This window comes from Blautia stercoris (genome assembly GCF_054657695.1).
Window position 1 is genome coordinate 728,690 of sequence record NZ_BAAHYF010000002.1, and the last position, 24,816, is coordinate 753,505.

The 24,816-nt window shown below is 38.6% G+C and carries 19 protein-coding genes and 1 riboswitch; of the genes, 16 read left to right on the forward strand and 3 right to left on the reverse strand.

Annotated features, from left to right (window positions below; all coding sequences use genetic code 11):
• Positions 1-33 precede the first annotated feature (33 nt).
• The 5 genes from ACYQ2D_RS13145 to ACYQ2D_RS13165 all read left to right on the forward strand — a co-directional run bounded on the left by ACYQ2D_RS13145 (position 34) and on the right by ACYQ2D_RS13165 (position 5,980).
• Positions 34-1,383 carry a hypothetical protein gene (locus tag ACYQ2D_RS13145; protein ID WP_459785729.1) on the forward strand — a complete coding sequence of 450 codons (1,350 nt, stop codon included), beginning with the start codon at positions 34-36 and terminating at the stop codon, positions 1,381-1,383.
• Between the two features lie 18 nt (positions 1,384-1,401).
• Complete coding sequence (locus ACYQ2D_RS13150; RefSeq protein WP_459785730.1) at positions 1,402-2,922, forward strand: hypothetical protein; 1,521 nt, start codon at positions 1,402-1,404, stop codon at positions 2,920-2,922.
• Between the two features lie 172 nt (positions 2,923-3,094).
• Complete coding sequence (gene grpE / locus ACYQ2D_RS13155; RefSeq protein WP_022304272.1) at positions 3,095-3,568, forward strand: nucleotide exchange factor GrpE; 474 nt, start codon at positions 3,095-3,097, stop codon at positions 3,566-3,568.
• 2 nt (positions 3,569-3,570) lie between these two features.
• On the forward strand, positions 3,571-5,118 hold the full coding sequence (locus ACYQ2D_RS13160) for an Hsp70 family protein (protein WP_459785732.1): 1,548 nt from the start codon (positions 3,571-3,573) through the stop codon (positions 5,116-5,118).
• 82 nt (positions 5,119-5,200) lie between these two features.
• Complete coding sequence (locus tag ACYQ2D_RS13165) at positions 5,201-5,980, forward strand: transglutaminase domain-containing protein (RefSeq protein ID WP_459785734.1); 780 nt, start codon at positions 5,201-5,203, stop codon at positions 5,978-5,980.
• 152 nt (positions 5,981-6,132) lie between these two features.
• Here ACYQ2D_RS13165 and ACYQ2D_RS13170 read toward each other — a convergent pair whose 3' ends face one another.
• Positions 6,133-6,540, reverse strand: a complete 408-nt coding sequence (locus ACYQ2D_RS13170) for a phosphate-starvation-inducible PsiE family protein (protein ID WP_022304269.1) — start codon at positions 6,538-6,540, stop codon at positions 6,133-6,135.
• 232 nt (positions 6,541-6,772) lie between these two features.
• Between ACYQ2D_RS13170 and ACYQ2D_RS13175 the strand changes: the two genes are divergently transcribed.
• From ACYQ2D_RS13175 to ACYQ2D_RS13190, 4 genes are all read left to right on the forward strand, one after another.
• Positions 6,773-8,266 carry a C40 family peptidase gene (locus ACYQ2D_RS13175; RefSeq protein WP_459785735.1) on the forward strand — a complete coding sequence of 498 codons (1,494 nt, stop codon included), beginning with the start codon at positions 6,773-6,775 and terminating at the stop codon, positions 8,264-8,266.
• 177 nt (positions 8,267-8,443) lie between these two features.
• Positions 8,444-9,823, forward strand: a complete 1,380-nt coding sequence (locus ACYQ2D_RS13180) for a C40 family peptidase (RefSeq protein WP_022304267.1) — start codon at positions 8,444-8,446, stop codon at positions 9,821-9,823.
• A 268-nt stretch (positions 9,824-10,091) separates the two neighbouring features.
• Entirely contained in the window at positions 10,092-12,467 is a 2,376-nt protein-coding gene (locus ACYQ2D_RS13185) for a glycoside hydrolase family 31 protein (RefSeq protein WP_459785737.1), read from the forward strand.
• A 72-nt stretch (positions 12,468-12,539) separates the two neighbouring features.
• Complete coding sequence (locus tag ACYQ2D_RS13190) at positions 12,540-13,142, forward strand: sugar O-acetyltransferase (protein ID WP_459785739.1); 603 nt, start codon at positions 12,540-12,542, stop codon at positions 13,140-13,142.
• Positions 13,143-13,179: 37 nt separating this feature from the next.
• Here ACYQ2D_RS13190 and thiM read toward each other — a convergent pair whose 3' ends face one another.
• Positions 13,180-13,998, reverse strand: a complete 819-nt coding sequence (thiM, locus tag ACYQ2D_RS13195) for a hydroxyethylthiazole kinase (RefSeq protein ID WP_459785740.1) — start codon at positions 13,996-13,998, stop codon at positions 13,180-13,182.
• A complete protein-coding gene (thiW, locus tag ACYQ2D_RS13200) occupies positions 13,952-14,515 on the reverse strand; it encodes an energy coupling factor transporter S component ThiW (protein WP_022304264.1) in 564 nt (187 codons plus the stop codon). Before thiW ends, thiM begins: the two co-directional genes overlap by 47 nt.
• Before the next feature lie 88 nt (positions 14,516-14,603).
• A riboswitch (TPP riboswitch) is annotated at positions 14,604-14,707 on the reverse strand.
• 116 nt (positions 14,708-14,823) lie between these two features.
• Here thiW and ACYQ2D_RS13205 point away from each other — a divergent pair.
• The 7 genes from ACYQ2D_RS13205 to nspC all read left to right on the forward strand — a co-directional run bounded on the left by ACYQ2D_RS13205 (position 14,824) and on the right by nspC (position 24,751).
• Entirely contained in the window at positions 14,824-16,002 is a 1,179-nt protein-coding gene (locus ACYQ2D_RS13205; protein WP_459785741.1) for an iron-containing alcohol dehydrogenase, read from the forward strand.
• A 15-nt stretch (positions 16,003-16,017) separates the two neighbouring features.
• Complete coding sequence (locus ACYQ2D_RS13210) at positions 16,018-18,174, forward strand: SulP family inorganic anion transporter (protein ID WP_459785743.1); 2,157 nt, start codon at positions 16,018-16,020, stop codon at positions 18,172-18,174.
• Positions 18,171-19,514, forward strand: coding sequence for an MATE family efflux transporter (locus tag ACYQ2D_RS13215; RefSeq protein WP_459785744.1), 1,344 nt, complete (start codon positions 18,171-18,173; stop codon positions 19,512-19,514). Before ACYQ2D_RS13210 ends, ACYQ2D_RS13215 begins: the two co-directional genes overlap by 4 nt.
• 469 nt (positions 19,515-19,983) lie before the next feature.
• Positions 19,984-21,456, forward strand: coding sequence for an aminotransferase class I/II-fold pyridoxal phosphate-dependent enzyme (locus ACYQ2D_RS13220; RefSeq protein WP_022304260.1), 1,473 nt, complete (start codon positions 19,984-19,986; stop codon positions 21,454-21,456).
• 26 nt (positions 21,457-21,482) lie between these two features.
• Positions 21,483-22,340: a polyamine aminopropyltransferase gene (speE, locus tag ACYQ2D_RS13225; protein WP_022304259.1), complete on the forward strand. Its 858-nt coding sequence runs from the start codon at positions 21,483-21,485 to the stop codon at positions 22,338-22,340.
• A gap of 27 nt (positions 22,341-22,367) precedes the next feature.
• Positions 22,368-23,627 (forward strand): saccharopine dehydrogenase family protein, encoded by a 1,260-nt coding sequence (locus ACYQ2D_RS13230; protein ID WP_022304258.1) that lies wholly within the window; start codon positions 22,368-22,370, stop codon positions 23,625-23,627.
• Positions 23,624-24,751 (forward strand): carboxynorspermidine decarboxylase, encoded by a 1,128-nt coding sequence (gene nspC / locus ACYQ2D_RS13235; RefSeq protein WP_459785746.1) that lies wholly within the window; start codon positions 23,624-23,626, stop codon positions 24,749-24,751. The genes ACYQ2D_RS13230 and nspC overlap by 4 nt, the downstream gene beginning before the upstream one ends.
• Positions 24,752-24,816: the final 65 nt, after the last annotated feature.

A 24,816-nucleotide genomic window follows, 5' to 3' on the forward strand; every position in this document is an offset into this window, starting at 1 on the left:
GTTTCGATAGTACATGAAAGAGGAGGAACGGTTATGTTTGAAAAATTAAAAATTAGTGACGAGGTAGATTATATTCCATTTGAAGTGGATGGTGTGGAATTGAAAAAAAATGAAATTTTATTTACCAATGAAGAGCTGAGAAATGGAGTAGAAACTCTTTCCGAAGACTGGGAATTAGAGGAAAGCCAGGTGATTGAAAATAAATATTTAAGCATAGATATGGTTGGAAAAAACGGAATTGAAGCAGTATATGAAGATTTGGATGCTGAATTTCCAATTGCATTAAAAAAGAAATTAAAAGATGGCAGACAGAAATTTGCACCGATAAAAGTAAAAGCCGGCACCGATAAAATCCTTCCGATTCATGCAGGCTGTGTGCCGGTGCAACAGGTCGTTGCAGTTGGTCGTATGTCCTCAGGAAAAACCTGCCTGCGTCTCCAGATGACAGACCTGCCGTATTTTGATTTGATTGCATCGGGAACCGATACAGCAATCTATGATGATTTTCCGGCAATCGATTTACTAAAAAGAAAACAGGATGAAGAGCGCAGAGCCTTTATTTATGAGCAGGTACTGCCGGAAGGAACAAAGGTAAACGGTATTTATCCGGCGAATTATTATATGATTTCTGCTCCAAAACGTAATATTTTATTAAAATACGATGACATCTCCGGAGAAGAATGTATCAACATGGATTGGAATTCTTCTATTTTAAATGCTTCTTACATTGTTTTTATGATTGATTCAAATGAATTGCTCGGAAAAGAAGTTGCAAAGTACCATGAAATTTTAGACCAGCTTCTTCCAAAAGTGAAAATTAAAAAGGCGGGTCAGGATTATAAAATTTTTGTTGCAATTACCAGAGCAGATTTGCTTTTAGAACAGAATGAAAAACTGGCAGGCATTTGTCAGAAGACACTTTCCTGGGATGGCAAAAGATATACAAAACTGGTTCACAAGAATGGTTTCAACTTAAAAGAGTTCAATAAGAAGCAGATGGCAATCAAGGAGTATTTAAGTCAGGACTGCCCGGACTTTTATAATACAATCCGCCGTTATATCGGAGAAGAAAAACTGGTTTATGGTTTATTAGCATCCATTGGCAGTGAACCGGTTCGAATCAGTGAATCAGATGGAATGGAATGGAAGTATGAGTACAATCCTCAGTTTATCGAAGAACCAATTATGTATTTGTTGAATGATTCAGGTCTTTATCCGACAGCAATAGAAAAAAAGGAAGAATCTAAAAAAGAAACCAAAAAAGAGACAAAAAGAGATTATGAAGAAGACGAAGAATCAGATGAAACAGATGTAGATGGATTATTTGACTTTAACAGTTTAAAGGAAATCTTAAAGAAGAAGTTTAGGAAAACGGTAGAATAGGAATCGGGAGGGAAAGGTATGTATTACTTTATTGGAGGCAGAAATACAAAAAGTGGAAATGGACTTGGTGTTTTACGCTACAGTCCTGGATTTCCAATCGAATATCTGGAAAAAATTGAAAAAGAATGTCTTGAAATTGAAGTGGACAGTCCAGAAAAAGCATTGTTAATCTATCCAATTGGAAATAAAAATATGGTGGTTATGCAGGGAAAGAAAGTCAATGGAAATTATTTTGATGGAAGAGCACATGTGACAATGCACGGCTTTTTAATGAATATTGAGGAATTTAAGAACATAATTTTTCGTCTGCCGGCAGTAAACGGAATGGTCTTTTATGAGAAAGAATTTAAAGAAAACTTAAAAAGACTTCCAAACGAAAACTTTGAGAGAGATGTAAAATGGTTTGAACAGTGGAAGGAAGAGGATTTACTTGAAAAGGTAAATACAGAAACTCGATTAGAACTTTTTAAAATGGCATTTTATCTGGCAAAACATCCGGAAGAATCCTTCTATTTTAAATTTGAAGGCTCAGAGCCGGAACGAAGAAAAGTACAGCTTGAGTACTATCAGATTCTGCCTTATGAGCTTCAGGAACATCTTTATACTATCAGTAATGGAACATGCCTTCAGTCGAAAGCACAAATTTTAATTGGAGGAAAAACGGAATATAAAAACGGAGAAAAGAAATGGGAATCTATGTGGATTCCAGGAACCGTAAAAACAGTTTTAGGATTGGATTGGAAAGAGCGAAAGAAAATTTATGAGTTTACTTATCAGATTATAAAAGAAGCTGGAGAAGATGTGTTAGGAGTGACAGAAAAAATTTTGTTTACGCTGTATGAAAATCTATGGGAAATTTATAGAAACCCTGAGAAAAAATGTACAGCTGCTGAAAATATGCTGAAAATTTATTTTCCGAAAATTTGGAATCTCTTAAGAGAAAAAGGAATGATTCAGACTTCTTTACAAGCAAAAACTTTTGAATATAAATTATCTGGTCAGGAGAAAACAGAAATTAAAACCAGAGAATCAGATAAGAAACAGGATAAAAAACCAGAAGAATTTGCAGAAGAATGCTGGGAGTATCTTGAAAACAGCGCAAATCCAAGTTTTTTATTCTCTAAAATTCGCAATTATTATCAGGACAAAGAGGATGAATGGTTTGAGTTTCAGAATGAGTTAAGAGAAAGATTGTTTGGATATTCCATTGCGGTTTCTTTGATTGGAAAGCCAGAAGATGGTAAAACACAGTGCTTTGCAAAGTTATTATTATTTGCTTACGAGTATCATCAAGATGAGTATTATAGTTTGATGTGGAAAGAAGATGGTTTATTGCCGGCACCTTATGATATGGCAAAAGTAATGAAGTTCTTATCAAGCAAAATGGAAGAAGAACAGAGAAAAATGAAATATTACGAAAAAGTTGTGATGGATGAGTATTTGAATACAATGAAAATCCCTTTAAAGAAGTCTAAAAGAGACAAATTAGTAAAAGCAAACCAGGATGAATATATGGAACATTTTAACCAAATCAAGTAAGTCCCCTGCTTCAATTGCGAAAAGCAATAAGCAGGGGTGGGGACTTGCTTGTATCAGGAGGGGGCAAGCCCCTTCTGATAAGCTGCGTAGCAGCTATTTGGTTATGAGCAAGTAGCGAAGCGGATTGCGAATATCCACTTGACTAAGTTTGACAACACAGAGGAGGATGAAGATGAATAAAAGAATCCAGTATCGTCAGATGGAAAATCTGTTAAAGAAAATGAATGAAAAAATAGACTCACAGAATCGTAAAATCGAAAGTCAGAGTGAAATATTGCAGGAATTTATCGGACTTTTAAATGCGAAGCAGAGAGAAGGGGAAGATTTCGAAAAGTTTTTAAGAGAGCTTGCTTTATGGAGAGAAGATGTAGCCTCTTATCTGACCGCAAATGAACAGGAAGAACAGAGTCATCTGATTTTTAAACGGCTTGACTCTATTTTCGAAGAGATGGGGGTTAAAATTCATACAACAAAGGAAAATTCTGCTTTTGATTCAAAAATTCATGAAGTAATTGATATTGTGGAGACAGAGGAAGAAGAGAAACATGCCAGAATTGCAAAATCAATTAGAAATGGTTATGAATATCATGGAAAGATTTTGTTAAAAGAAATGGTGGCAGGATATAAATATACAGGAGGAGACTGACGATGTTTGAAGAATACGCAGCGAAAACGATAGGAATTGACTTTGGTACGAATAACAGCGTAGTAGGAGTCTATAACACGAAAATTGAAAAACCTTTAGTAATTGAAAATGAAGAGGGAGTGAACAGCACCCCTTCTGCTGTTCTCTTAAGAGAACCATTAGAATTTTCAGATGTGGGACGCAGTGCCAAGGAAAGAGCCATGCTTGAGCCGGTTGTTTTATCTATGAAATCATTGATTGGCACGGAAAATAATGGATTTGCAATCAGCCGTGAAGGGGTACGTTTCTCGATTTTGGACGCTCATAAAGTATTATTTCAGTACTTGAAAAGAAATACAAAGACCAGAATGGATCCTGATGGAAAACTGAATTATCGTACAGATAAATGTGTTGTTTCTTATCCGGCTTCTTTTAATCTAAAACAAAAGGAATTTGTGCGCAGAGCAGCGCAGAGTGCAGGAATGAAGGTGGCTGGTATGATCACAGAACCGGAGGCTTGTGCACTTGCATATCTGTATCCAGACAAGTTATCTGAGAAACCGCTCAATTTAAGAATCATTGATTTGGGTGCAGGTACATTTGATGTGGCTCTGTTATCTGCCTCAAAACGTCAGATTAAAGTGCTGGCAGTGGACGGAGTAAAAGCAGGAGGAGACGATATCGATTATCTGATGATGGCGTATTTTACAGTACAGTTAAAAGCGAATGGAATCGATCTCTCTGGGGATAAAGAGGCATTTCAGGTGTTAAGAAACCGTTGTGAAGAATGTAAAATCCGTATGTCTGCACCAGGAAAAGAGTACGACAGTATTATTCTCTATACTCCAAAATATAACAAACAGGTTGAAATCGGAATCTCAAAAGCAGATTATCATAAGCTTTGTGAAAAATTGATGCAGGTAAAGTTAATGCCTGTCTTGGAACGTCTGGCAAAGGTGGAAAAAGAAAAAGGAGTGAGAGCAGACCTGACTCTTTTAGTAGGGGGAAGTAATGTAAATCCATATTTTGTGAATGAATTTAAAAAGATGTACGGAAATAATTGTATCTCTTACAAATCAAAAGAAGCCGTAGCGCTTGGGGATGCAGTTTATGCTTACATGTTGGAAAAAGGGATTATGAAAGGCTTGATTTATTCAGAAAATCAGTCAGGTAGTCATTCCAAAATCCCGAAAATGAAACAGGTGTCGAATGAGACACTTGGTCTTAGAATTTTAGATGGTTCTGGTGCAGGAACCAAAAGTTATTACATCGAAAACTTGATTTTCAAAAATATGGAGCTTCCGGTACATATTAAAACAAACGTAAAAACTGCTTATGAGAAACAGACAAAAGTTGCACTGCATCTGTATTCAAGTGGCAGTATCAGTACAAAAATGAAATTGGAAGGGGCACAGGAAGTTGGAACCTGTCTCTTAAGAAGTAAAAAACCACTTGCAAAATATACGACTATTGAAGTGGAACTGATTATGGAAACAGCAGATAAAATTCAGGTAAAGGCATTAGAAAAAGGAATGAATCAGAAAGTAGATGTAACTTTGGATTTAAGCTAAACTTGGAGTAAATAAATGTAGTATAGACCGTGAGCGTACATGTTTGGCATATTGGGAGAGCGGTAGATGAAAGGAACAGGAAATGGCAGAAGAAATTGTAAAAATTGATAGGATGGAGCACAGCACTTCATTGCGCTGTGTCAATCAGTTAACAGGAAGACAGCAGGAGCTTTACTGGCAGTTCGTAAAAATGATTTCCAGATTAGAAAAAGAGGTTATCCCATGCACCGTTATGACAAGAAGAGACTGGTCTGCTATCTTTTTAGCGATTGCATTGGATTTTCCAGAATTTTTCTATTGGAATCAGTATGAAATAAAACGGATTCAGCAAAATGAGGACGGAATAGTTGTTTCCTTTGAACTAAGTTATCATTATACCGACAGGGAGTTGATTCGAAGAAAAATGAATCAGATGTCGGCAATGGCAAAAGATATTTTGGAGGAGACTATTACAAAAGGAATGACGGAAGCAGAGATGGTTCGTGCCGTCTATGATTTTCTTACTTTAAATTTGACGTATACAAACAAGAAATATCAGAATGATAATTCTTATCCTTATGCTTCTTACACGCTGGAAACATTATTGAATCGTGTCGGTGTCTGCGAAGGAATCTCAGTAACATTTCTTTACTTGCTAAGACAGCTCCAGATCGAATGTTTTGGCTATGCTTCTAAAACTCATGCGTGGAATGTAGTCAAATTAGGAGACCAGCACTTTTTCTGCGACGTTACCTGGGATTTGCGAGAAAGAGAAAATGGAAGAAGATATCAGTATTATATGCTGACAGAAAGACAGATGCGGGCAAAATCTCATCCTGACGGAGATGGCATTTTGTTTCCGGGAATGAGAGCTTATGAATAAAAAACCACCCTAAGGCAGGGTGGCTTTTTGTTTCATAGGAAATTGCATCCTATGAAATAAAAACACTCCGCAGGGAGCGCACTGCGGCGGTGAGGAAATCTGTCGCAAAAGCGATCCGCCGCAGGCGGAGAATCTCGCAAGCGAGATTCTTTTTAAAGCTTGTCATAGATTTTCTGCTTGTCCGGAGTTTTTAGTAATAAATACTTACGAATTGCAAAAATTGCTCCAAGCGCAACAATTCCGATAAGCGTATCCACCATGGTTTCGTGGACGACGACCATCTGTCGTGCAAGAGCGAACATCAGTACTTCGAGAAGCGTTTCGGCAGTGTGTTTTGCAAGCATTTTTACAAACTCTACACCGATGAGTAAGGTGAGGACATTCCCCAGAAATGTGGTGAAATCGTGAGCCGTGATTTCAAGCAGAGGATGTTGTACAAAATCATATACGACGGGAATAATCAGTAGAACAATCACGGTCAGAATAATGAGAGATAGAAATATTTCCGTGTAGCGTGAGATTGTGTAGATGATTTCATTTAATTTCTTTTTTATGTTCACGCAAGAACCCCCTTTTATGATGAGTTTATAATACCATAAAAAACGTTGTGAAGACAACAAAAAAGAGTAAGGTTGTCTAAAAAAATAAGCACAAGAAAAGAAGTTAAATATTAATAAAATGTTACAAAATATAACATGAAAATTAATAAAAAATGAAAAAAGCTTGCATCTTTAAAAGAAGTGTGCTATTATGGACAACAGTGAAGCACAAAAAAAGGAGAGAGGTAAAGAAGTGAAAAAACGAATTATAGCTCTTAGCTTAGTTTTAGCGATGTCAGCATCTCTTACTTTTCCAGTTGCAGCAGCAAGAAAAGATGAGGTACAGGCTGAGAAAGCAGCAACAGAAAGTAAATTATCTGCGGCAGAAAGTAAGGCCGATGAATTAGAATCAGAAAAAAATGCATTACTTGGAGAAATTGATTCTCTGGATCAGAGTCTGGTACAGACGATGGCTCAGATTGAAATCTTAAACGGAGAAATTTCTGACAAGGAATCTGCAATTGAAGATACAAAACAGAAATTAGAGGATGCACAGGCTGAGAAAGATAAACAGTATGCATCTATGAAGAAAAGAATACAGTATCTGTATGAAAACGGTGGCAGTAATGCCTGGGCACAGATGATTCTGGAATCCGGAAGTATTACGGATATGTTTGATAAAGCCGAGTATACTGAAAAAATGTATCAGTATGACCGCGATGAGCTGCAGAAGATGAAAGATGTTGTAACAGAAGTTACACAGCTTGGAGAACAGCTTACACAGGAAAAAGCAGAGCTTGAAGATATGAAACAGGCTCAGGAAGAACAGCAGAGTTCTCTGCAGACGCAGATGGATCAGAAGAAAGCAGAAGCTTCCGATTACGAAACTCAGATTGCAAATGTACAGGCTCAGGCTCAGGAATACAAAAACCTGATTGAACAGCAGAATGCAGAACTGAAGAAGATTCAGGAAGAAGAAGCAAGAGCAGCAGAAGAAGCAAGAAAAGCTGCAGAAAAAGCGGCAGCAGAAAAAGCAGCGAAAGAGAAAGCAGCAAAAGAACAGGCAGCAGCCGAAGCAAAAGCTGCGGAAGAAAAAGCAGCAGCTGAAAGCACAAAAGCAGAACAGACAAGTACAAAATCCGAAGATACAACAGATAACAGTGACAATAATGTTTCCGAAGATACAACAGACAACAGCAGTAACAGTGCTTCCGAAGATACAACAGATAACAGCAATGTTTCTGAAGATACTTCAAATGATGATGCATCTAATGACACAACAAATGATGCATCTAACGATACATCCGATAATGACAGCAATTATTCTGAAGATGTATCTGATGACAGCTCCAGTACAACAGATAATAGTTCAAGCAGTACTTCCAGTGCAACTGGAGAAGCAGTCGTTGCTTATGCAAGCCAGTTTATTGGAAATCCGTATGTCTATGGTGGAAACAGCTTAACAAACGGAATTGACTGTTCTGGATTTGTGCAGCAGGTATTTGCACACTTTGGATACAGTTTACCACGTGTCAGCGATGCTCAGGCGGGAGCAGGAAGAGGAATTTCTTATTCCGAATCCCGTGCCGGAGATATCATTGTATATTCCGGACATGTAGCAATTCTTACAGGAGACGGTGGAATTGTACATGCTTCTAACAGTGCACCATATCCACAGGGTGGAATTAAGTATTCATCTAACGCACTGTATCGTCCATACATAGCAATCAGAAGAATTGTAGAGTAATCTTACTTTAAGAGAATTAAAAAGCGAACAAAAGACAAAAGGGGTCTTGTACAAAATTGTACAGGACCTCTTATTTGTTACAAAAATTTAAACTTATGCTTGCTAATGTAATAATTTTGTGATATCATGTTCAAGGTAATATTGTCTCAGAAAGAAAATGTGAGGTACATAATATATATGAAAAAAAGATTTCTTTGTCTCAGTCTTATTTTTGCTCTTGCAGTCACACAGGTTATGCCGGTAGCTGCATCCAGAAAAGAGGAAGTTCAGACTGAAAAAGCAAATACAGAAAGTAAATTATCTGCAGCGGAAAGCAAAGAAGCAGAACTGGAACAACAGAAAGAAGAATTATTAGGAGAAATTAATTCTCTTGACCAGAGTCTGGTAAAAACACTGGCAGAAATTGAAATCTTAAAGGGTGAGATTTCAGATAAAGAAGATTCTATAGAAGAAACAAAAGAAAAACTTGCAGAATCTGAAGCAGAGCGTGATGAACAGTACGCAGCCATGAAAAAAAGAATTCAGTATCTTTATGAGAATGGTGGAAGTGGTGCATGGGCACAGATGCTTTTAGAGTCCAGCAATATCACAGACTTATTAAGTAAAGCAGAGTACACAGAAAAGATGTATCAGTTTGACAGAGATGAACTCTCTAAAATGAAAAATGTTGTAGAACAGGTAACATCTCTTGGAAATCAGTTAGAAGAAGAAAAAGGCGAGTTAGAACAGATGAAACAGGCTCAGGAAGAGCAGCAGGAAAATCTGGAAAACGAACTGGAAAAGAAAAAAGCAACAGCTTCTGACTATGAAAATCAGATTTCTGAAGTAAAAGCTCAGGCTGCTGAATATAGAAAATTAATTGAACAGCAGAATGCAGAACTGAAGAAAATACAGGAAGAAGAAGCAAGAAAAGCAGAAGAGGCAAGAAAAGCCGCTGAAGCAAAAGCTGCCGAAGAAGCTGCTAAGAAGAAAGCTGCAGAAGCTGCCGCAGCAGCAAAAGCAGAGGCTGCAAAGAAAGCTGCAAGTACAAGTAAGAGCAACAGCTCTTCTAATACAAGCAGTGCTTCTGGAAGCCAGTCCTCTAATACAGGTGCTTCTAATACAACAACTGAAACAACAATTGTACCGGAAGAAAATACTACAGTAGATGAAACTTATGAAGAAGAGACTACAACTTCTTCAGGAAGTACTTCCAGTGCAAGTGGAGATGCAGTCGTTTCTTATGCAAGCCAGTTTATCGGAAATCCGTATGTCTATGGTGGAAACAGCTTAACAAACGGAATTGACTGTTCTGGATTTGTACAGCAGGTATTTGCACACTTTGGATACAGCCTGCCACGTACCAGTGATGCACAGGCTGGTTCAGGAAGAGGAATTACCTATTCTGAATCCCGTGCCGGAGATATCATTGTATATTCCGGACATGTAGCAATCCTTACCGGAGACGGCGGAATTGTACATGCTTCCAACAGCAAACCATATCCACAGGGCGGAATTAAATATTCATCTAATGCGCTTTACAGACCATACATTGCAGTCAGACGTATTGTAGAGTAAGAAAAATACATAGATTGAGAGATAGAAAAGGGATTTATACATTCGTTTGTATAAATCTCTTTTTTGATTCATAAATAAAAAATTTTTTGCGTGTTGCAAGTGGAAACTCACTGCCTTTAGGTGACGAGTAGTTGACTGGAAAATATATAATAGAATAAAAAAGTCAAAATAGTAAAGTTTTAAGTAAAATTTTTGAAAGCATCTTAAAAAAAATTGCATTATAATAAACTTAAACGAAAAAGGTTTAAATAATAAGGAGCGAATGAAAATGGGATTGGAAAAATATGTATTAAATGGAAATCCAATGTGCTGTGCGGCAAATGTAGTAAGCGGTGAACATTATCGAATTTCAATGCTGACCACTGCGTTAGTACGCTTAGAATATAGTGAAAATGGAGAATTTGAAGACCGTCCGACACAGATGGTAGTGAATCGTGATTTTGCACCGACAGAATTTAAAGTAAGTGATGTAAATGGCGAACTTCATATTTACACAAAAGATTTAGAAATTCATTATGATAAGAAAGAGTTTACTCCGGGAGGCTTAATGATTCGTGTAGCCGGAGGAAAATCCAATGAAAGAGTGTGGCATTATGGAGAAGCACCAAGAGATTTGCTTGGAACTGCTCGTACGTTAGATGAAGCAGATGGAGCCATTCCATTAGAACATGGAATCTTATCAAAAAATGGATTTTCTTTAATTGATGATTCTAAGACAATGGCATTGAAGTCAGATGGAACAGTGGAGCCTAGAGTCGGAAATAAGAAAGATATTTATTTCTTTGGATATGGACACCGCTATCTGGAATGTCTGAAAGATTTCTATTATTTATGTGGAGAGACGCCATTACTTCCAAGATATACATTTGGAAACTGGTGGAGTCGTTATCATCGCTATACAGAAACCGAATATAAAGACTTAATTGAGCGGTTTGAAAGAGAAGAAATTCCATTTTCTGTGGCGGTTGTGGATATGGACTGGCATCTGGTAGATGATGTAGACCCGATTTATGGAAGTGGCTGGACAGGCTATACCTGGAATAAGAAATTTTTCCCAAATCCGAAGGAATTTATGGGATGGCTGCATGAGCATCACATGAAAATTACATTAAATGTACATCCGGCAGATGGAATCCGTGCTTATGAGGATGCTTATGAGAGAGTTGCAACAAAGATGGGAATGGATCCGGAAAAGAAAGAACCGGTATTGTTTGATGTGACAGACCCGAAATTTATGGAAGTATATTTTGAAGAATTACATCATCCGATGGAAGAAGAGGGTGTTGATTTCTGGTGGGTAGACTGGCAGCAGGGAACGGTAACAAAAGTTCCGGGACTTGACCCGTTGTGGATGCTCAATCATTATCATTATCTGGATAATAAATGGAAAGGCACAAGACCGCTGACATTTTCCAGATATGCAGGACCTGGAAGCCACCGTTATCCGATTGGATTTTCAGGGGATACGGTGATTACCTGGGAAAGTCTTCAGTTTCAGCCGTATTTTACAGCAAATGCGAGCAATATTGGTTATGGCTGGTGGAGTCATGATATCGGAGGTCACATGATGGGTTATCGTGATGATGAACTGACCGCAAGATGGGTACAGCTTGGTGTATTTTCTCCGATTAACCGTCTGCATAGTACAGATAATCCGTTTAATGGAAAAGAGCCATGGAAATATAATAAGATTGTAGAATCTGTTATGAAAGCGTTCTTAAAACTGCGACATGCGCTTGTTCCGTATCTGTATACCATGAATTACTGTGCCAATAAAGAGGGCAAACCGCTTGTTATGCCAATGTATTATTTAGAGCCGGAGAGAGAAGAAGCTTATCAGGTACCGAATAATTATTATTTTGGCAGTGAACTTATGGTTTCTCCGATTACAGAGAAAATAGATACAAAAACTCAGCTTGGAAAAGCAAAGACATGGCTTCCGTCCGGAGTCTGGTATGACTTTTTTAATGGAAGAAAATATGAGGGTGGACGTATGGTTCAGTTGTTCCGTGGAATCGAAGAAATTCCGGTACTGGCAAGAGAAGGTGCAATTGTTCCACTGAAAAATATGGAAGTATTTGATAATGACACGGATAATCCAAAATCTTTGGAAATAAAAATTTTCCCTGGAAAGACTGGAAGTTTTACTTTAAGGGAGGATGAAGGAGACAGTGTAGAAGAAAGCTGGGTAGAAACAAAGCTGGAAAAAGCACAGGAAGAAGGGAAAGACTGCTTTATCATTCACACTCCACAGGGAAATACAGAGGTACTTCCAGAAAAACGATGCTGGAAACTGGATTTTGTAAAAATAAAGGAAAATACAGTAAGCGTGCTGGTAGATGGAAAAGAGACGGCATATAAAGCAACAGTAGAGAAAAATGGTATGTGTATAGAAATAACAGAAGTGCCGGTAAATGCAGAGATAAAAGTAGTATTTGAAAATCCAATCGAAGAAAGTTTGGCAGACCTTGCCCAGGAAGCTTATGAGATTTTAGAAAAAGCACAGATTTCTTATAATTTAAAATCAGATTTGTATAATCTTATTAAAGAACAGCAAAAAGGAGCGATTGCAACATTAGCTTCAATGGAATTAGAGCCGGCGATGTTTGGAGCACTGTGCGAGATTTTAACAGCAGAAAAATAAAAGAGAAATAAATTGTTTTTTGTATGCCGTTCTCTTATAATAAAAGCAGATAAACGAAAGGACGGATTTTTTATGGCAATGAAAGATAAGATGCATACAGGAGAATTGTATCTTCCGGGGGACGAGGAAATCTTAAAAGAACAGGAAAAATGTCTGGAACGCTTGTATGAGTTTAATCAGACCCGCCCGTCAGAGGGAGAAAAACGTCAGCAGATGTTAAAAGAAATGTTGGCAGAACTTGGCGAAAACTGTTATATTGAACCACCATTTCATGCAAACTTTGGTGGTCGTCATGTTCATTTTGGAAATAATGTGTATGCAAATTTTAACTTTACTGCAGTAGATGACACCCATATCTATGTTGGAGATTATACCATGTTTGGACCAAATGTTACACTTGCGACAGCGGGACATCCGATTTTACCGGAACTTCGCAAGCAGGCTTATCAGTATAATATGCCAATTCATATCGGAAGAAACTGCTGGCTTGGGAGCGGTGTCTGTGTAATGCCGGGAGTAACAATTGGAGACAATACAGTAATTGGTGCCGGAAGTGTAGTAACCAAAGATATTCCGGCAAATGTGGTTGCTTATGGAATACCGTGTAAGGTGATAGGAGAAATCAATGAGCATGACAAGGAATATTATTTCAAAGATCGGAAAATAGAGCTGTAATCATTATTCGAGGAGACCAAAAGTCTCCTCTTTATATTTAATACACGATTATTTTTGCAAGTGAATCTCGTTTTGCTTCGGTCAACTGATAGAAGGAATCCAATAGCTGAACCTGAAAAGACCCAGGAGCCATTGTCTTTTTTGCGGCGAGTTCTCCGGCAATTCCAAATTCAACAGTCGAAGTCAGAGCGGCGTTAAAAGCATTTGAGGCAGAGGCAAGATAGGAAGCACAGACCATCCCAAGCATACAGCCGGTTCCGGTAATATTTGCCATAGCGGGTGAACCATTTTGGACAAAGAAACACTCATCTTTTGATACAATCATGTCTTCTTTTCCGGTGATGAGAAAAACTGTATTCCATTCATCGGCTTTTTTCTGAAAGAGTTTGGTCAGTCTATTTCGATTTTCGTCGGTGATGGAATCTTTTTCTCCGGCGTCGATTCCGACAGCGTGGGATTCTTCCTCTATCATGGCAAGCAGTTCTGACATATTTCCCTTTAAAACCGAAGGGACATGAATTTTCAGTAATTCTTTTGCAAAATTTTTTCGAAGCGTACTGCATGCAGTTCCGACAAGGTCAAGAAGCACCGGAATTTCTTTTTGTACCGCAGTCTTTAACGCAATCGGCATGGCTTCCATTCTTGCATCAGTAATATTTCCAAGATTTAAAGCAAGAACCTGTGCAGTGCTTGTAATTTCAGCAACTTCAAGCGGGTGTTCTGCCATAATCGGGCGTGCGCCGGAGGCAAGAACGATATTTGCACAGTCATGGATGGAAATTGGATTGGTAATGCAGTGAATCAGTGGTTTAGTGAGTCGATTTTGTTCTTTTAGATTTTCTAACTTTTTTATCATAAACTTTTGCTCCAAGATTTCTTTGAAACTCGGCAAGAACACCTGCCTGACTTAAGGTTTTTAAGAAGAACCAGGCAACTGTTCCGCCCATTGTCGTAGCAGCTAAAAACATTGGGGTATAGTAAAATGCGGTTAAACCGCCTCTTCCCATAAGAATTGCCATAACAGGGTAAGAAACCAGAGAACCGATAATTCCGGTTCCAAAGATTTCACCTAAGACAGCGCAGATGATTTTACCACCGGAAGCCCGATAAAAGACACCGGATAAAAATGCTCCAAATACGGCTCCGGTTAAGGCAAGCGGAGGAATTCCCATCATCATCATACGGATGATTCCGATTAAAGTTGCGCATAGAAGGGAATACCAAGGTCCAAGAAGCACGGAGCAGACAATGTTAATAAAATGTGCAGTCGGACACATTCCTTCGATTCTTAGAATCGGAGAGATGACAACACCGATGGCAACTAACATGGCAAGCATAACCATGCGAAGTAAGTGAGAATGTTCTGTTTTCATAAAGCGTATCCTTTCTTTATTTATAAAAATTTTTTGAATAAAGTAAAAATGCCCTGGATTTGGAAATCCGGAGCAGATATGGTTAAAATTATAAATTCTTATGATTTCCTACGCTGGTATTATCCAAATCAGGTGCGGTCGAAGCTAATATCTTCCTCTCAGCCTGTCACACAAGCTCCCGTATTGTTTCTACTTAAATCGTAAAAAGATTATCACAATAGAAATGTAAAGTCAACTTGTATTCTGAAAACACAGGTATTATACTTATAACAACTCAAAAAGTAAGAAAATAACAGGAGGATCAGAGGATGTTTCACTTTAATTATTATGCACCCACACAGGTAGTATTTGGAAAAGACACAGAAGAAAAGACAGGAGAACTTGTAAAGGCACAAAACTGTAAAAAAGTTTTGATTCATTACGGAAGTGGAAGTGTAAAACGGACGGGATTGTTAGACCGCGTAAAACAGGCATTGGAAAAAGAAAACCTTGCATATACAGAACTGGGCGGAGTGGTTCCGAATCCAAGACTTTCGCTTGTAAAGGAAGGAATTGAACTTTGCAAAAAAGAAGGTGTTGATTTTATCCTGGCAGTCGGCGGAGGAAGTGTCATTGACTCTGCAAAGGCAATCGGATATGGAGTTGCAAATGGTGGTGATGTATGGGATTTTTATTCTCATAAAAGAAGTGCGGCAGGCTGTCTGCCAATCGGTGTTATTTTAACCATTTCAGCAACAGGAAGTGAGATGAGTGATTCTTCTGTTATCACAAATGAAGATGGATGGATTAAAACCGGATATCACAGTGAATACTGCCGTCCGAAGTTTGCGATTATGAATCCGGAACTGACTATGACGCTGCCGGATTATCAGACTGCATGCGGATGCACCGATATTTTAATGCATACAATGGAGCGTTATTTTACCAAAGGGGAAAATATGGAGCTGACAGACAGCATTGCCGAAGCATTGATGCGTACAGTGATTGAAAATACAAAGATCTTAAAAGAAAATCCAAAAGATTACAATGCCAGAGCTGAAGTAATGTGGGCAGGAAGTCTTTCTCATAACGGCTTAACCGGATGTGGAAATGGTGGAAATGATTTTGCAACACATGCACTGGAACATGAACTTGGCGGTATGTATGATGTGGCACATGGAGCAGGACTTGCAGCACTTTGGGGAAGCTGGGCCAGATATGTCTATAAAGAAATTCCGGAACGTTTCCACAAATTTGCAGTGCGGGTAATGGGACTTGAAGATACCGGAGATGCAGAGGAAATGGCAGTGCATGGAATTGAAGCAATGGAGGCATTTTTCCGTGAAATAAAGATGCCGACCAATCTTCGTGAGCTGGGGCTGACTCCGAGTGAAGAAGAATTAAAAGAACTGGCACATAAATGCAGTTTAAATACAGGCGGACATAAGGGCTCTGCAAAAGTATTATATGAGGCAGATATGCTGGCAATCTATGAAATGGCAAAATAATAAGGAATGAAACGTATGAAGGGTTTATTATTTCCGACATTAAAAAATTATAAAAAAGAATACTTAAAAAAAGATATTTTTTCAGGAATTATTATGGCAGCGGTGTCGATTCCGATTTCGATGGGATATGCACAGATTGCAGGACTTCCGGCAGTCTATGGACTTTATGGTTCGGTCTTTCCGATTTTATTCTTTGCACTGTTTTCTACTTCAAAACAGTTTATCTTTGGTGTAGATGCTGCACCGGCAGCGATTGTGGGAGCAGCACTTGTTTCACTTGGGATTGAGAGTGGAAGTAAAGAGGCAATGCAGTATGTGCCTGTGATTGCGCTTTTAACCGGACTATGGCTGTTGTTGTTTTATTTTCTAAAAGCCGGCAGGATTGTAGATTTTATTTCAACACCGGTTATGGGGGGATTTATCAGCGGAATTGCACTTACGATTATTTTAATGCAGATACCAAAGATATTAGGAGGTAAGGCAGGTTCAGGAGAATTACCGGAACTTGCTCACCATATTTTTGAAACCTGTAAGGAAATTAACTGGTTGTCAGTTGCACTTGGAGTCGGAGCGTTGGTTTTTCTTCGGCTGGCTGGGAAACTGATTCCGAAATTTCCGATGGCAATTGTGATTATGGCGGTTGGAGTGATAGCAACGTTGCTATTTCATGTGGATGAACGAGGAGTAGTTTTGCTTGATGCAGTAGAGAGTGGTCTTCCGAAATTTCATATGTTTCAATTTGCAGGGATTGACTGGACGCAGGCGGCAGGGCGAAGTCTGATGATAGCTGCGGTTATCATGTCAGAAACCTTATTATCAGAAAATAATTTTGCTTTAAAAAATGGATATAAGATTGATGAGAATAAAGAAATTTTGGCCTGCTCAATGGGAAATCTTGCGGCTGCGTGTGTGGGTTGCTGCCCGGTAAATGGAAGTATTTCAAGAACTTCAATGAATGAGCAGTATGAAGGGAAAACACAGGCAGTTTCGATTACAGCAGGTGCAGTGATGGCAGTTGTTTTAGTCTGTGCAACCGGTTTTATCGGTTATCTTCCGGTGCCAGTGTTAACTGCGATTGTGATTTCAGCACTTATGAATGTGGTGGAATTGCATCTGGCAATTCGCTTATTTAAAGTAAGTCGGAATGAATTTTATATATTTGTAGCAGCGTGCATCAGTGTTTTGTTTTTGGGAACCATTTATGGTGTTGTAATCGGATTGTTACTTTCTTTTATAGCAGTTGTGTTACGAGCAACCAATCCGCCTCGTGCTTTTTATGGTATGATTCCAGGCAAGGAAGCCTATTATGATTTAAAACGAAACCGCAATGCTTATCCGATTAAAAATACAATTATTTATCGATTCAGCGAAAATCTGTTTTTTGCAAACATTAAGATTTTCCAGTCCGATATTGAAAGCAGCATCAAAGAAGATACAAAAGTAGTCATTGTAGATGCAGGAGCAATCAACAGTATAGATATCACAGCGGCAGATCGTCTGGAAATGATGGCAAAAAACTTTGACAAACAGGGAATTCATTTTTATATCACAGAACATTCCGAAAATGTAAATGAACAGATGAGAAGCCTTGGAATTGGACATTTAATTGAAGAAGGAAAAGTCCGCCGAACCATTCTTGCAGCTTTGCATGATGCCGGAATTTCTTCTCCATGTCCACTTGAAATTCCGGAAAAGGTGCATGCAGTACATGAGGCAATGATACCGGCAGAAGAGGAAAATACCTTAGAAGAATTTGCCTGGGCCTTTGGTGATGATGCAGTAGAAGAAATTGAAAAGAAAGTGCATCAGGTGATGGAACAGCTGCATAAACTGCCGGATTTGGAGCGCCTTGCAGAGCTTGGAATTGAAGAAAAACTTAAAAACTGGCATTCGCTTGGAGCAATTGATGAGGATGAAATATTAAGAAGAATGGAATTGCATTTAGATGAACTTCCGGAAAACTTAAGAGGAGATCGCAAAGTAATTCTGCAATTGATTGAAAAACGAAGACGTAAAATTGAGCAGCAGTTATTGATTCATCATCCAGAGATTGTGGAGCACTTGAAGAAGAGCAGGGAAAGACTTGAAAAGAGACTGGAAAAGCAAAATCCGGAAGCGGCAAGAAAATTACATAAATGGGAAGAGGAGATTCGGGAGAAGAAAGAACCATGAAAAAGCGGGGTTTTTACAAAAACTTTTTTTCAATTTATATTTTATTAGTACTCCAAAATGTGTTAACGCTTAGTGTCAACTTGACAGATAATATTATGCTGGGCGCTTACAGCGAAATCTCATTATCCGGTGTCACAGCGGTTAATCAAATCCAGTTTATATTTCAGCAGATGTTATCCGCATTTGCTGAAGGTGCCGTCATTTTAGGTAGCCAGTATTTTGGCAAAAAGGATACCGGTTCGATTAAAAAAATCGGCAATGTTGCAATGCGTTTTGGGATTGGAATTGCCTTGATTTTGTTTGGAATTGTGACCTTTTTTCCGATCCCGGTAATGCATATTTTTACAACAGAGACCACAATTGTAAAGGAAGGCTGTGTGTATCTTTCTATCATTCGATTTACGTATCTGTTTTTTGCAGTTACGACGATTTTGCTGGCTACGCTTCGTACAGTACAGGTAGTAAAAATTGCCTTGATGTTATCGATTGTTACGTTAGTGGTTAATTACGGAATTAACTATACCTTAATTTTTGGAAGGTTTGGCGCACCGAGGCTGGGTGTGACAGGTGCAGCAATTGGAACTTTGGTCGCTCGAATCTTAGAATGTGGAATTGTTATTTTTTATAGTATAAGAAAAGAAAAGATCTTAGATTTAAAATTCCGGGATTACTTTCAGCAAATGGATCGAGAAATCATTGCAGATTATGGAAAAGTAACTCGACCAATGTTTTTGGTGCAAAGTCTTTGGGGCATCAATACTGCACTTCAAACTGCAATTTTAGGTCATATGACTGCACGTGCAATTGCGGCCAACAGTGTTGCCTCCAACCTGTTTCTTTTAGTGAAATCAGCAGCAGTCGGTGCGTGCTCCACAGCTTCTGTTATCATTGGAAAAGCAGTTGGAGAGGGAGATGAAGTGCAAGTGATTCGGTATTCCAAGCAACTCCAAAAGCTGTTTTTAGCAATTGGAATTTGTTCCGGGGTTACCTTATATTTCTTGCGAATTCCAATTCTTGGAATTTATAATTTATCCGAAGAGACAAGAGCGATGGCGAACAGTTTTCTTATTATTTTAAGTGCCGTCTGTGTAGGAATGTCTTATCAGATGCCGACCAATAATGGAATTATAAGAGGCGGCGGAAGTCCTCAGATTGTAGCAAAGATTGATATTATCAGTATATGGGGGATTGTGCTTCCGATTTCTTTCCTTGCAGCGTTTGTATTTAAGGCGTCGCCGCAAATTGTGGTGTGTTGCTTAAATGCGGATCAGTGGTTTAAATGTGTTCCGGCGTTTTTGATCGTTAATTATGGAAAGTGGATTCGGAAGTTAACCAGATAAAAGATTTCTTGCAATTAAAAAAAACCTATGTTATACTAAAAAATACATGAATGCGAAAATTGTTTTCATGCAAATATTTGCCCACCAAGAAATTGGTTAAGCCCATACGGACAGGCGGGGCAGCTGCCGACTGCGGTGAAAGACCGCATTATTGATTGAGTTAGAAGCTCAAATTTTATAAGTTGTGTGCAGGAGAGTAACCTGCGACCCTCTCAGATAGAGATATCACTTGTGAAACGGTCAATAAGAGTAGTTTTAGCAAATATTTGCTGGCGGAAGCGTCAACGATAAGCTCTGAAAGAAAATGGTTTTTGCAAATATGCATAAGGATGCATAGTGTATAAACTTAAAATGACTTTTGTAGAATGATACTACAGGACAGGTGATGAATCACCTGTCCTTTTTTGTTTGCTTTACAGGAAATTTCGTTCTATTTTTGGAGTGGGAATGACACAACATCGGAGGAGAAATGAAATATAACAGAAGAAATAACAAAGAAGAGCATCGGCAGATGCGGGCACCGGTGTATGAAGCACTGGAAACTTTGAAAAGAAAAAGAGTCGTTCCATTTGATGTGCCGGGACATAAAAGAGGCAGAGGAAATCCGGAACTGGTAGAATTGTTAGGAGAAAAATGTGTCAGTTTGGATGTGAATTCCATGAAGCCGTTAGATAATCTCTGCCATCCTGTTTCTGTCATAAAAGAAGCGGAAGAACTTGCAGCGGAGGCGTTTCGTGCAGAGCATGCATTTTTTATGGTAGGAGGTACGACTTCTTCTGTTCAGGGAATGGTACTTTCTTGTTGCAAAGCAGGGGATAAAATCATTTTACCGAGGAATGTACATAAAAGTGTTATTAATGCATTGGTTCTATGTGGGGCAATTCCGGTTTACGTCAATCCGGAGCGGGATGTCCGGTTGGGGATTTCTCTTGGAATGGAACGTTTTGAAGTAGAAAAAGCGATAAAAGAAAATCCGGATGCAGTTGCGGTTTTAGTAAATAATCCGACTTATTATGGAATTTGTTCAGATTTGCGGGCGATTGTAAAGCTGGCGCATGCACATAATATGCTTGTTTTAGTAGATGAAGCACATGGAACGCATCTTTATTTTGGAGAGAATCTTCCGGTCTGTGCGATGGATGCAGGAGCGGATATGGCTTCTGTCTCGATGCACAAATCAGGGGGAAGCCTGACACAGAGTTCTCTTCTTTTGACTGGAAAAAATGTGAATTGGGAATATGTGAGTCAGGTCATTAATCTGACTCAGACAACGAGTGCGTCTTATCTTTTGATTTCAAGTCTTGATATTTCAAGACGGAATCTTGCTCTAAGAGGACGAGAGTCTTTTGCAAAGGTAAGTCAGATGGCAGAATATGCAAGAGAAGAAATTAATTCCATTGGTGGATATTATGCATATGGAAAAGATATGATAAATGGAAGCAGTGTGTATGATTTTGATGTGACAAAGCTATCAATCTATACAAGAGATATCGGACTTGCGGGAATTGAAGTATACGATTTGCTTCGTGATGAGTATGATATTCAAATTGAACTTGGAGATGTCGCAAATATTCTTGCTTATATTTCAATCGGAGACCGGATTCAGGATATCGAGCGCTTAGTCGGAGCACTTGCGGATATTAAGCGATTGTATTCCAAAAAGCCGGAAGAGATGCCAAGTATGGAATATATAGAGCCAACCGTTGTCATGTCTCCGCAGACTGCATTTTATTCTAAGAAAGAATCGCTTCCGATTCAGAAAACAGAAGGCAGAATCTGCAGTGAGTTTGTAATGTGCTATCCTCCGGGAATTCCGATTTTAGCGCCCGGAGAGCGCATTACAAAAGAAATTATCGAATATATTATGTATGCAAAGGAAAAAGGCTGTTCCATGCAAGGAACCATGGATTCAGAAGTAGAGTACTTAAATGTATTAGTCTAAATCGAACTGAAATGGAGAAAAAGAAGATGGAGCTTTGGTTTTCGGATTATCATACAGAAAAAGTAAAGTTGTCGGTTAAAGTACAGAAACAGTTATTTGAGCAGCAGACCGATTTTCAGCGAATTGATGTCTTTGAATCGGATGAGTTTGGAAGATTTTTAAGTGCTGATGGAAGCATTGTATTTACAGAGCAAGATGAGTTTATCTATGACGAAATGGTCGTACATGTGCCAATGGCCGTACATCCAAACGTAAAAAAAGTATTGGTGATCGGTGGAGGAGATGGCGGAGTAGCAAGAGAGTTAGGGCACTATCAGGAAATTGAAGAAATTGATGTGGTAGAGCCGGACAAGGTTTTTGTGGAAGTTTGTAAAAAATTTTTCCCGGATAATGCATGTGGACTTGAGGATAAGAGAGTACGCATCTTTTATGAAGACGGATTAAAATTTTTGCGTTTAAAGCAAAATGAATATGATTTGATTATTAATGATGCCATTGATCCGCTCGGGCATAATGCAGGGCTATTTACTAAAGAATTTTATGGGAATTGTTATCGTGCCTTAAGAGAAGACGGTATTATGGTATATCAGCACGGAAGCCCTTTTTATGATGAAGATGAGGAATCTTGCCGAGTAATGCATCGAAAGGCAAGTCATAGTTTTCCAATCAGTCGTGTCTATCAGGCACATATTCCGACGTGTTCTTCCGGATATTGGCTGTTTGGGTTTGCGTCTAAAATATACCATCCGTTGGAACATTTAGATGCAAAAAAATGGAAAGAACGAAAAATTCAGACCTGGTATTATACGACGAATCTGCATAAAGGAGCATTTATGCTTCCGAAATATGTGGAAGATATGTTAGAAGAGGAAGAAAAAAATTAATCAATAAAACACTCAGGAGGTAGAAAAATGGGAAAATTATTAATTATCGGATGTGGTGGAGTTGCACAGGTTGCGATTACAAAATGCTGCCAGAACAGCAAAACATTTTCTGAAATCTGTGTTGCAAGCCGTACAAAGTCAAAATGTGATGCTTTAAAAGAAAAACTTCAGAAAACAACAGAGACTGTGATTACAACTGCGCAGGTAGATGCGGATAAGACAGAAGAGGTAATTGCTTTAATAAAAGAATATCAGCCGGATGCTGTTTTAAATGTGGCACTTCCATATCAGGATTTAACAATTATGGATGCCTGTCTTGCATGTAAAGTAGACTATATTGATACTGCCAACTATGAGCCGGAAGATACGGATGACAAAGAATGGAGAGAGATTTATGAAAAACGCTGTAAAGAAGCAGGATTTACGGCATATTTCGATTATTCCTGGCAGTGGGCTTATCAGGAAAAATTTAAAGAAGCAAAGATTACTGCACTGCTAGGAAGTGGATTCGACCCGGGAGTAACCAGTGTATTTTCTGCTTATGCCCTGAAACATTATTTTGATGAAATTGAGACCATTGATATTTTAGACTGCAATGGCGGAGACCATGGATATCCGTTTGCAACGAATTTTAATCCGGAAATTAATTTAAGAGAAGTCTCTGCAAACGGTTCTTATTGGGAGAATGGTCATTGGGTAGAGACAAAACCGATGGAAATTAAAAGAGAATATAATTTCCCGCAGGTAGGAGAAAAAGATATGTATCTGCTTCATCATGAAGAAATTGAATCTCTGGCAAAAAATATTCCGGGAGTAAAAAGAATTCGTTTCTTTATGACATTTGGACAGAGTTACCTGACTCACATGAAATGTCTGGAAAATGTAGGAATGCTCTCTACTTCACCAATTGAATTTGAAGGAAAAGAAATCGTACCGATTCAATTTTTAAAAGCGTTGCTTCCGGATCCGGCAACCCTTGGACCACGTACGGTTGGAAAAACCAATATTGGCTGTATTTTCACCGGTAAAAAAGATGGAAAAGAGAAAACAATTTATATTTATAATGTATGCGATCATCAGGAATGTTATAAAGAAGTCGGCTCTCAGGCAATTTCTTATACAACAGGTGTTCCGGCTATGATAGGTGCTGCTATGATTGTAAATAAAATTTGGGATAAAGACGGTGTCTTCAACATTGAAGAGTTTGATCCGGACCCATTTATGGAAATGTTGAATGAGTATGGACTTCCATGGGTAGTTGAAGAAAATCCGGAAGTGGTACGATGAGGTGGGAAGCAATTCCCACTCCATGCTATGTAGTGGATGAAGCAAAATTAAGAGAGAATCTTGAGATTCTGCATGCATTGGAAGAGGAAACCGGCGCACATGTGTTACTGGCGCAAAAAGCGTTTTCAATGTTTGTATTGTATCCGATGATTGGAAAATATTTAAGCGGGACTACTGCAAGTGGGCTTTATGAGGCACGTCTTGGCTGGGAAGAAATGGGAAAAGAAAATCATGTGTTTGCACCTGCGTATAAAACAGAAGATATGCAAGAATTGGTAAAAATCTGCGACCATATTATTTTTAACTCTTTTTCCCAATATGAGAAACATAAATTGATTTGCCAAGAATCAAATGTCAGTGTTGGAATTCGGGTGAATCCGGAGTGTTCTACCCAGGAGGGGCATGAAATTTATGACCCATGCGGAGCCGGTTCCAGACTTGGTGTAGTAAAAAGTGAATTTAAAGAAGAATGTCTGGATGGAATCGAAGGGCTTCATTTTCATACTTTATGTGAACAAAATGCAGATGACCTGGTCAGAACATTTGCAGCATTTGAAGAAAAATTTGGCTGTTATTTAAAACAGATGAAGTGGTTGAATTTAGGTGGTGGACATCATATTACCAGACCGGATTATCAAATTGACAGTTTGAAAAAACTGATTAGCTCGATAAAAGAAAAATATGACGTAGAAGTATATTTGGAACCGGGAGAAGCGGTTGCTTTAAATGCAGGTTATCTTGTGACGGAAGTGATGGATATTGTAAAAAATGAAATACAGATTTTGATTTTAGATGCTTCTGCAGCCTGCCATATGCCGGATGTGTTAGAGATGCCTTATCGCCCGCCACTTCAAAATGGATATCAGCCGGGTGAAAAACCTTATACCTATCGACTCTCTTCTATGACTTGTCTGGCAGGTGATGTGATTGGAGATTATAGCTTTGAAAAACCGATTCAGGTAGGAGACCGTTTGGTTTTTGAAGATATGGCAATTTACTCAATGGTAAAAAATAATACCTTTAATGGGATGCCGCTCCCTGCAATTGCATTAAAAAAAGAAAATGGAGAAGTGGAAATAGTAAAAGAATTTTCTTATGAAGATTTTAAAGGACGCTTATCGTGAAAATTTTGAATGCAGATAAGCATTCCCCAGCTTCAAGTGCGCAGAGCACTAAGCGGCGGGTGAGG

Bases quoted from the DNA above. Each gene is read 5' to 3' on its own strand.
- ACYQ2D_RS13145 (WP_459785729.1), top strand. From the start codon at position 34: ATGTTTGAAAAATTAAAAATTAGTGACGAGGTAGATTATATTCCATTT.
- ACYQ2D_RS13150 (WP_459785730.1), top strand. From the start codon at position 1,402: ATGTATTACTTTATTGGAGGCAGAAATACAAAAAGTGGAAATGGACTT.
- grpE (WP_022304272.1), top strand. From the start codon at position 3,095: ATGAATAAAAGAATCCAGTATCGTCAGATGGAAAATCTGTTAAAGAAA.
- ACYQ2D_RS13160 (WP_459785732.1), top strand. From the start codon at position 3,571: ATGTTTGAAGAATACGCAGCGAAAACGATAGGAATTGACTTTGGTACG.
- ACYQ2D_RS13165 (WP_459785734.1), top strand. From the start codon at position 5,201: ATGGCAGAAGAAATTGTAAAAATTGATAGGATGGAGCACAGCACTTCA.
- ACYQ2D_RS13180 (WP_022304267.1), top strand. From the start codon at position 8,444: ATGAAAAAAAGATTTCTTTGTCTCAGTCTTATTTTTGCTCTTGCAGTC.
- ACYQ2D_RS13185 (WP_459785737.1), top strand. From the start codon at position 10,092: ATGGGATTGGAAAAATATGTATTAAATGGAAATCCAATGTGCTGTGCG.
- ACYQ2D_RS13190 (WP_459785739.1), top strand. From the start codon at position 12,540: ATGGCAATGAAAGATAAGATGCATACAGGAGAATTGTATCTTCCGGGG.
- thiM (WP_459785740.1), bottom strand. From the start codon at position 13,998: ATGATAAAAAAGTTAGAAAATCTAAAAGAACAAAATCGACTCACTAAA.
- thiW (WP_022304264.1), bottom strand. From the start codon at position 14,515: ATGAAAACAGAACATTCTCACTTACTTCGCATGGTTATGCTTGCCATG.
- ACYQ2D_RS13205 (WP_459785741.1), top strand. From the start codon at position 14,824: ATGTTTCACTTTAATTATTATGCACCCACACAGGTAGTATTTGGAAAA.
- ACYQ2D_RS13210 (WP_459785743.1), top strand. From the start codon at position 16,018: ATGAAGGGTTTATTATTTCCGACATTAAAAAATTATAAAAAAGAATAC.
- ACYQ2D_RS13215 (WP_459785744.1), top strand. From the start codon at position 18,171: ATGAAAAAGCGGGGTTTTTACAAAAACTTTTTTTCAATTTATATTTTA.
- ACYQ2D_RS13220 (WP_022304260.1), top strand. From the start codon at position 19,984: ATGAAATATAACAGAAGAAATAACAAAGAAGAGCATCGGCAGATGCGG.
- speE (WP_022304259.1), top strand. From the start codon at position 21,483: ATGGAGCTTTGGTTTTCGGATTATCATACAGAAAAAGTAAAGTTGTCG.
- ACYQ2D_RS13230 (WP_022304258.1), top strand. From the start codon at position 22,368: ATGGGAAAATTATTAATTATCGGATGTGGTGGAGTTGCACAGGTTGCG.
- nspC (WP_459785746.1), top strand. From the start codon at position 23,624: ATGAGGTGGGAAGCAATTCCCACTCCATGCTATGTAGTGGATGAAGCA.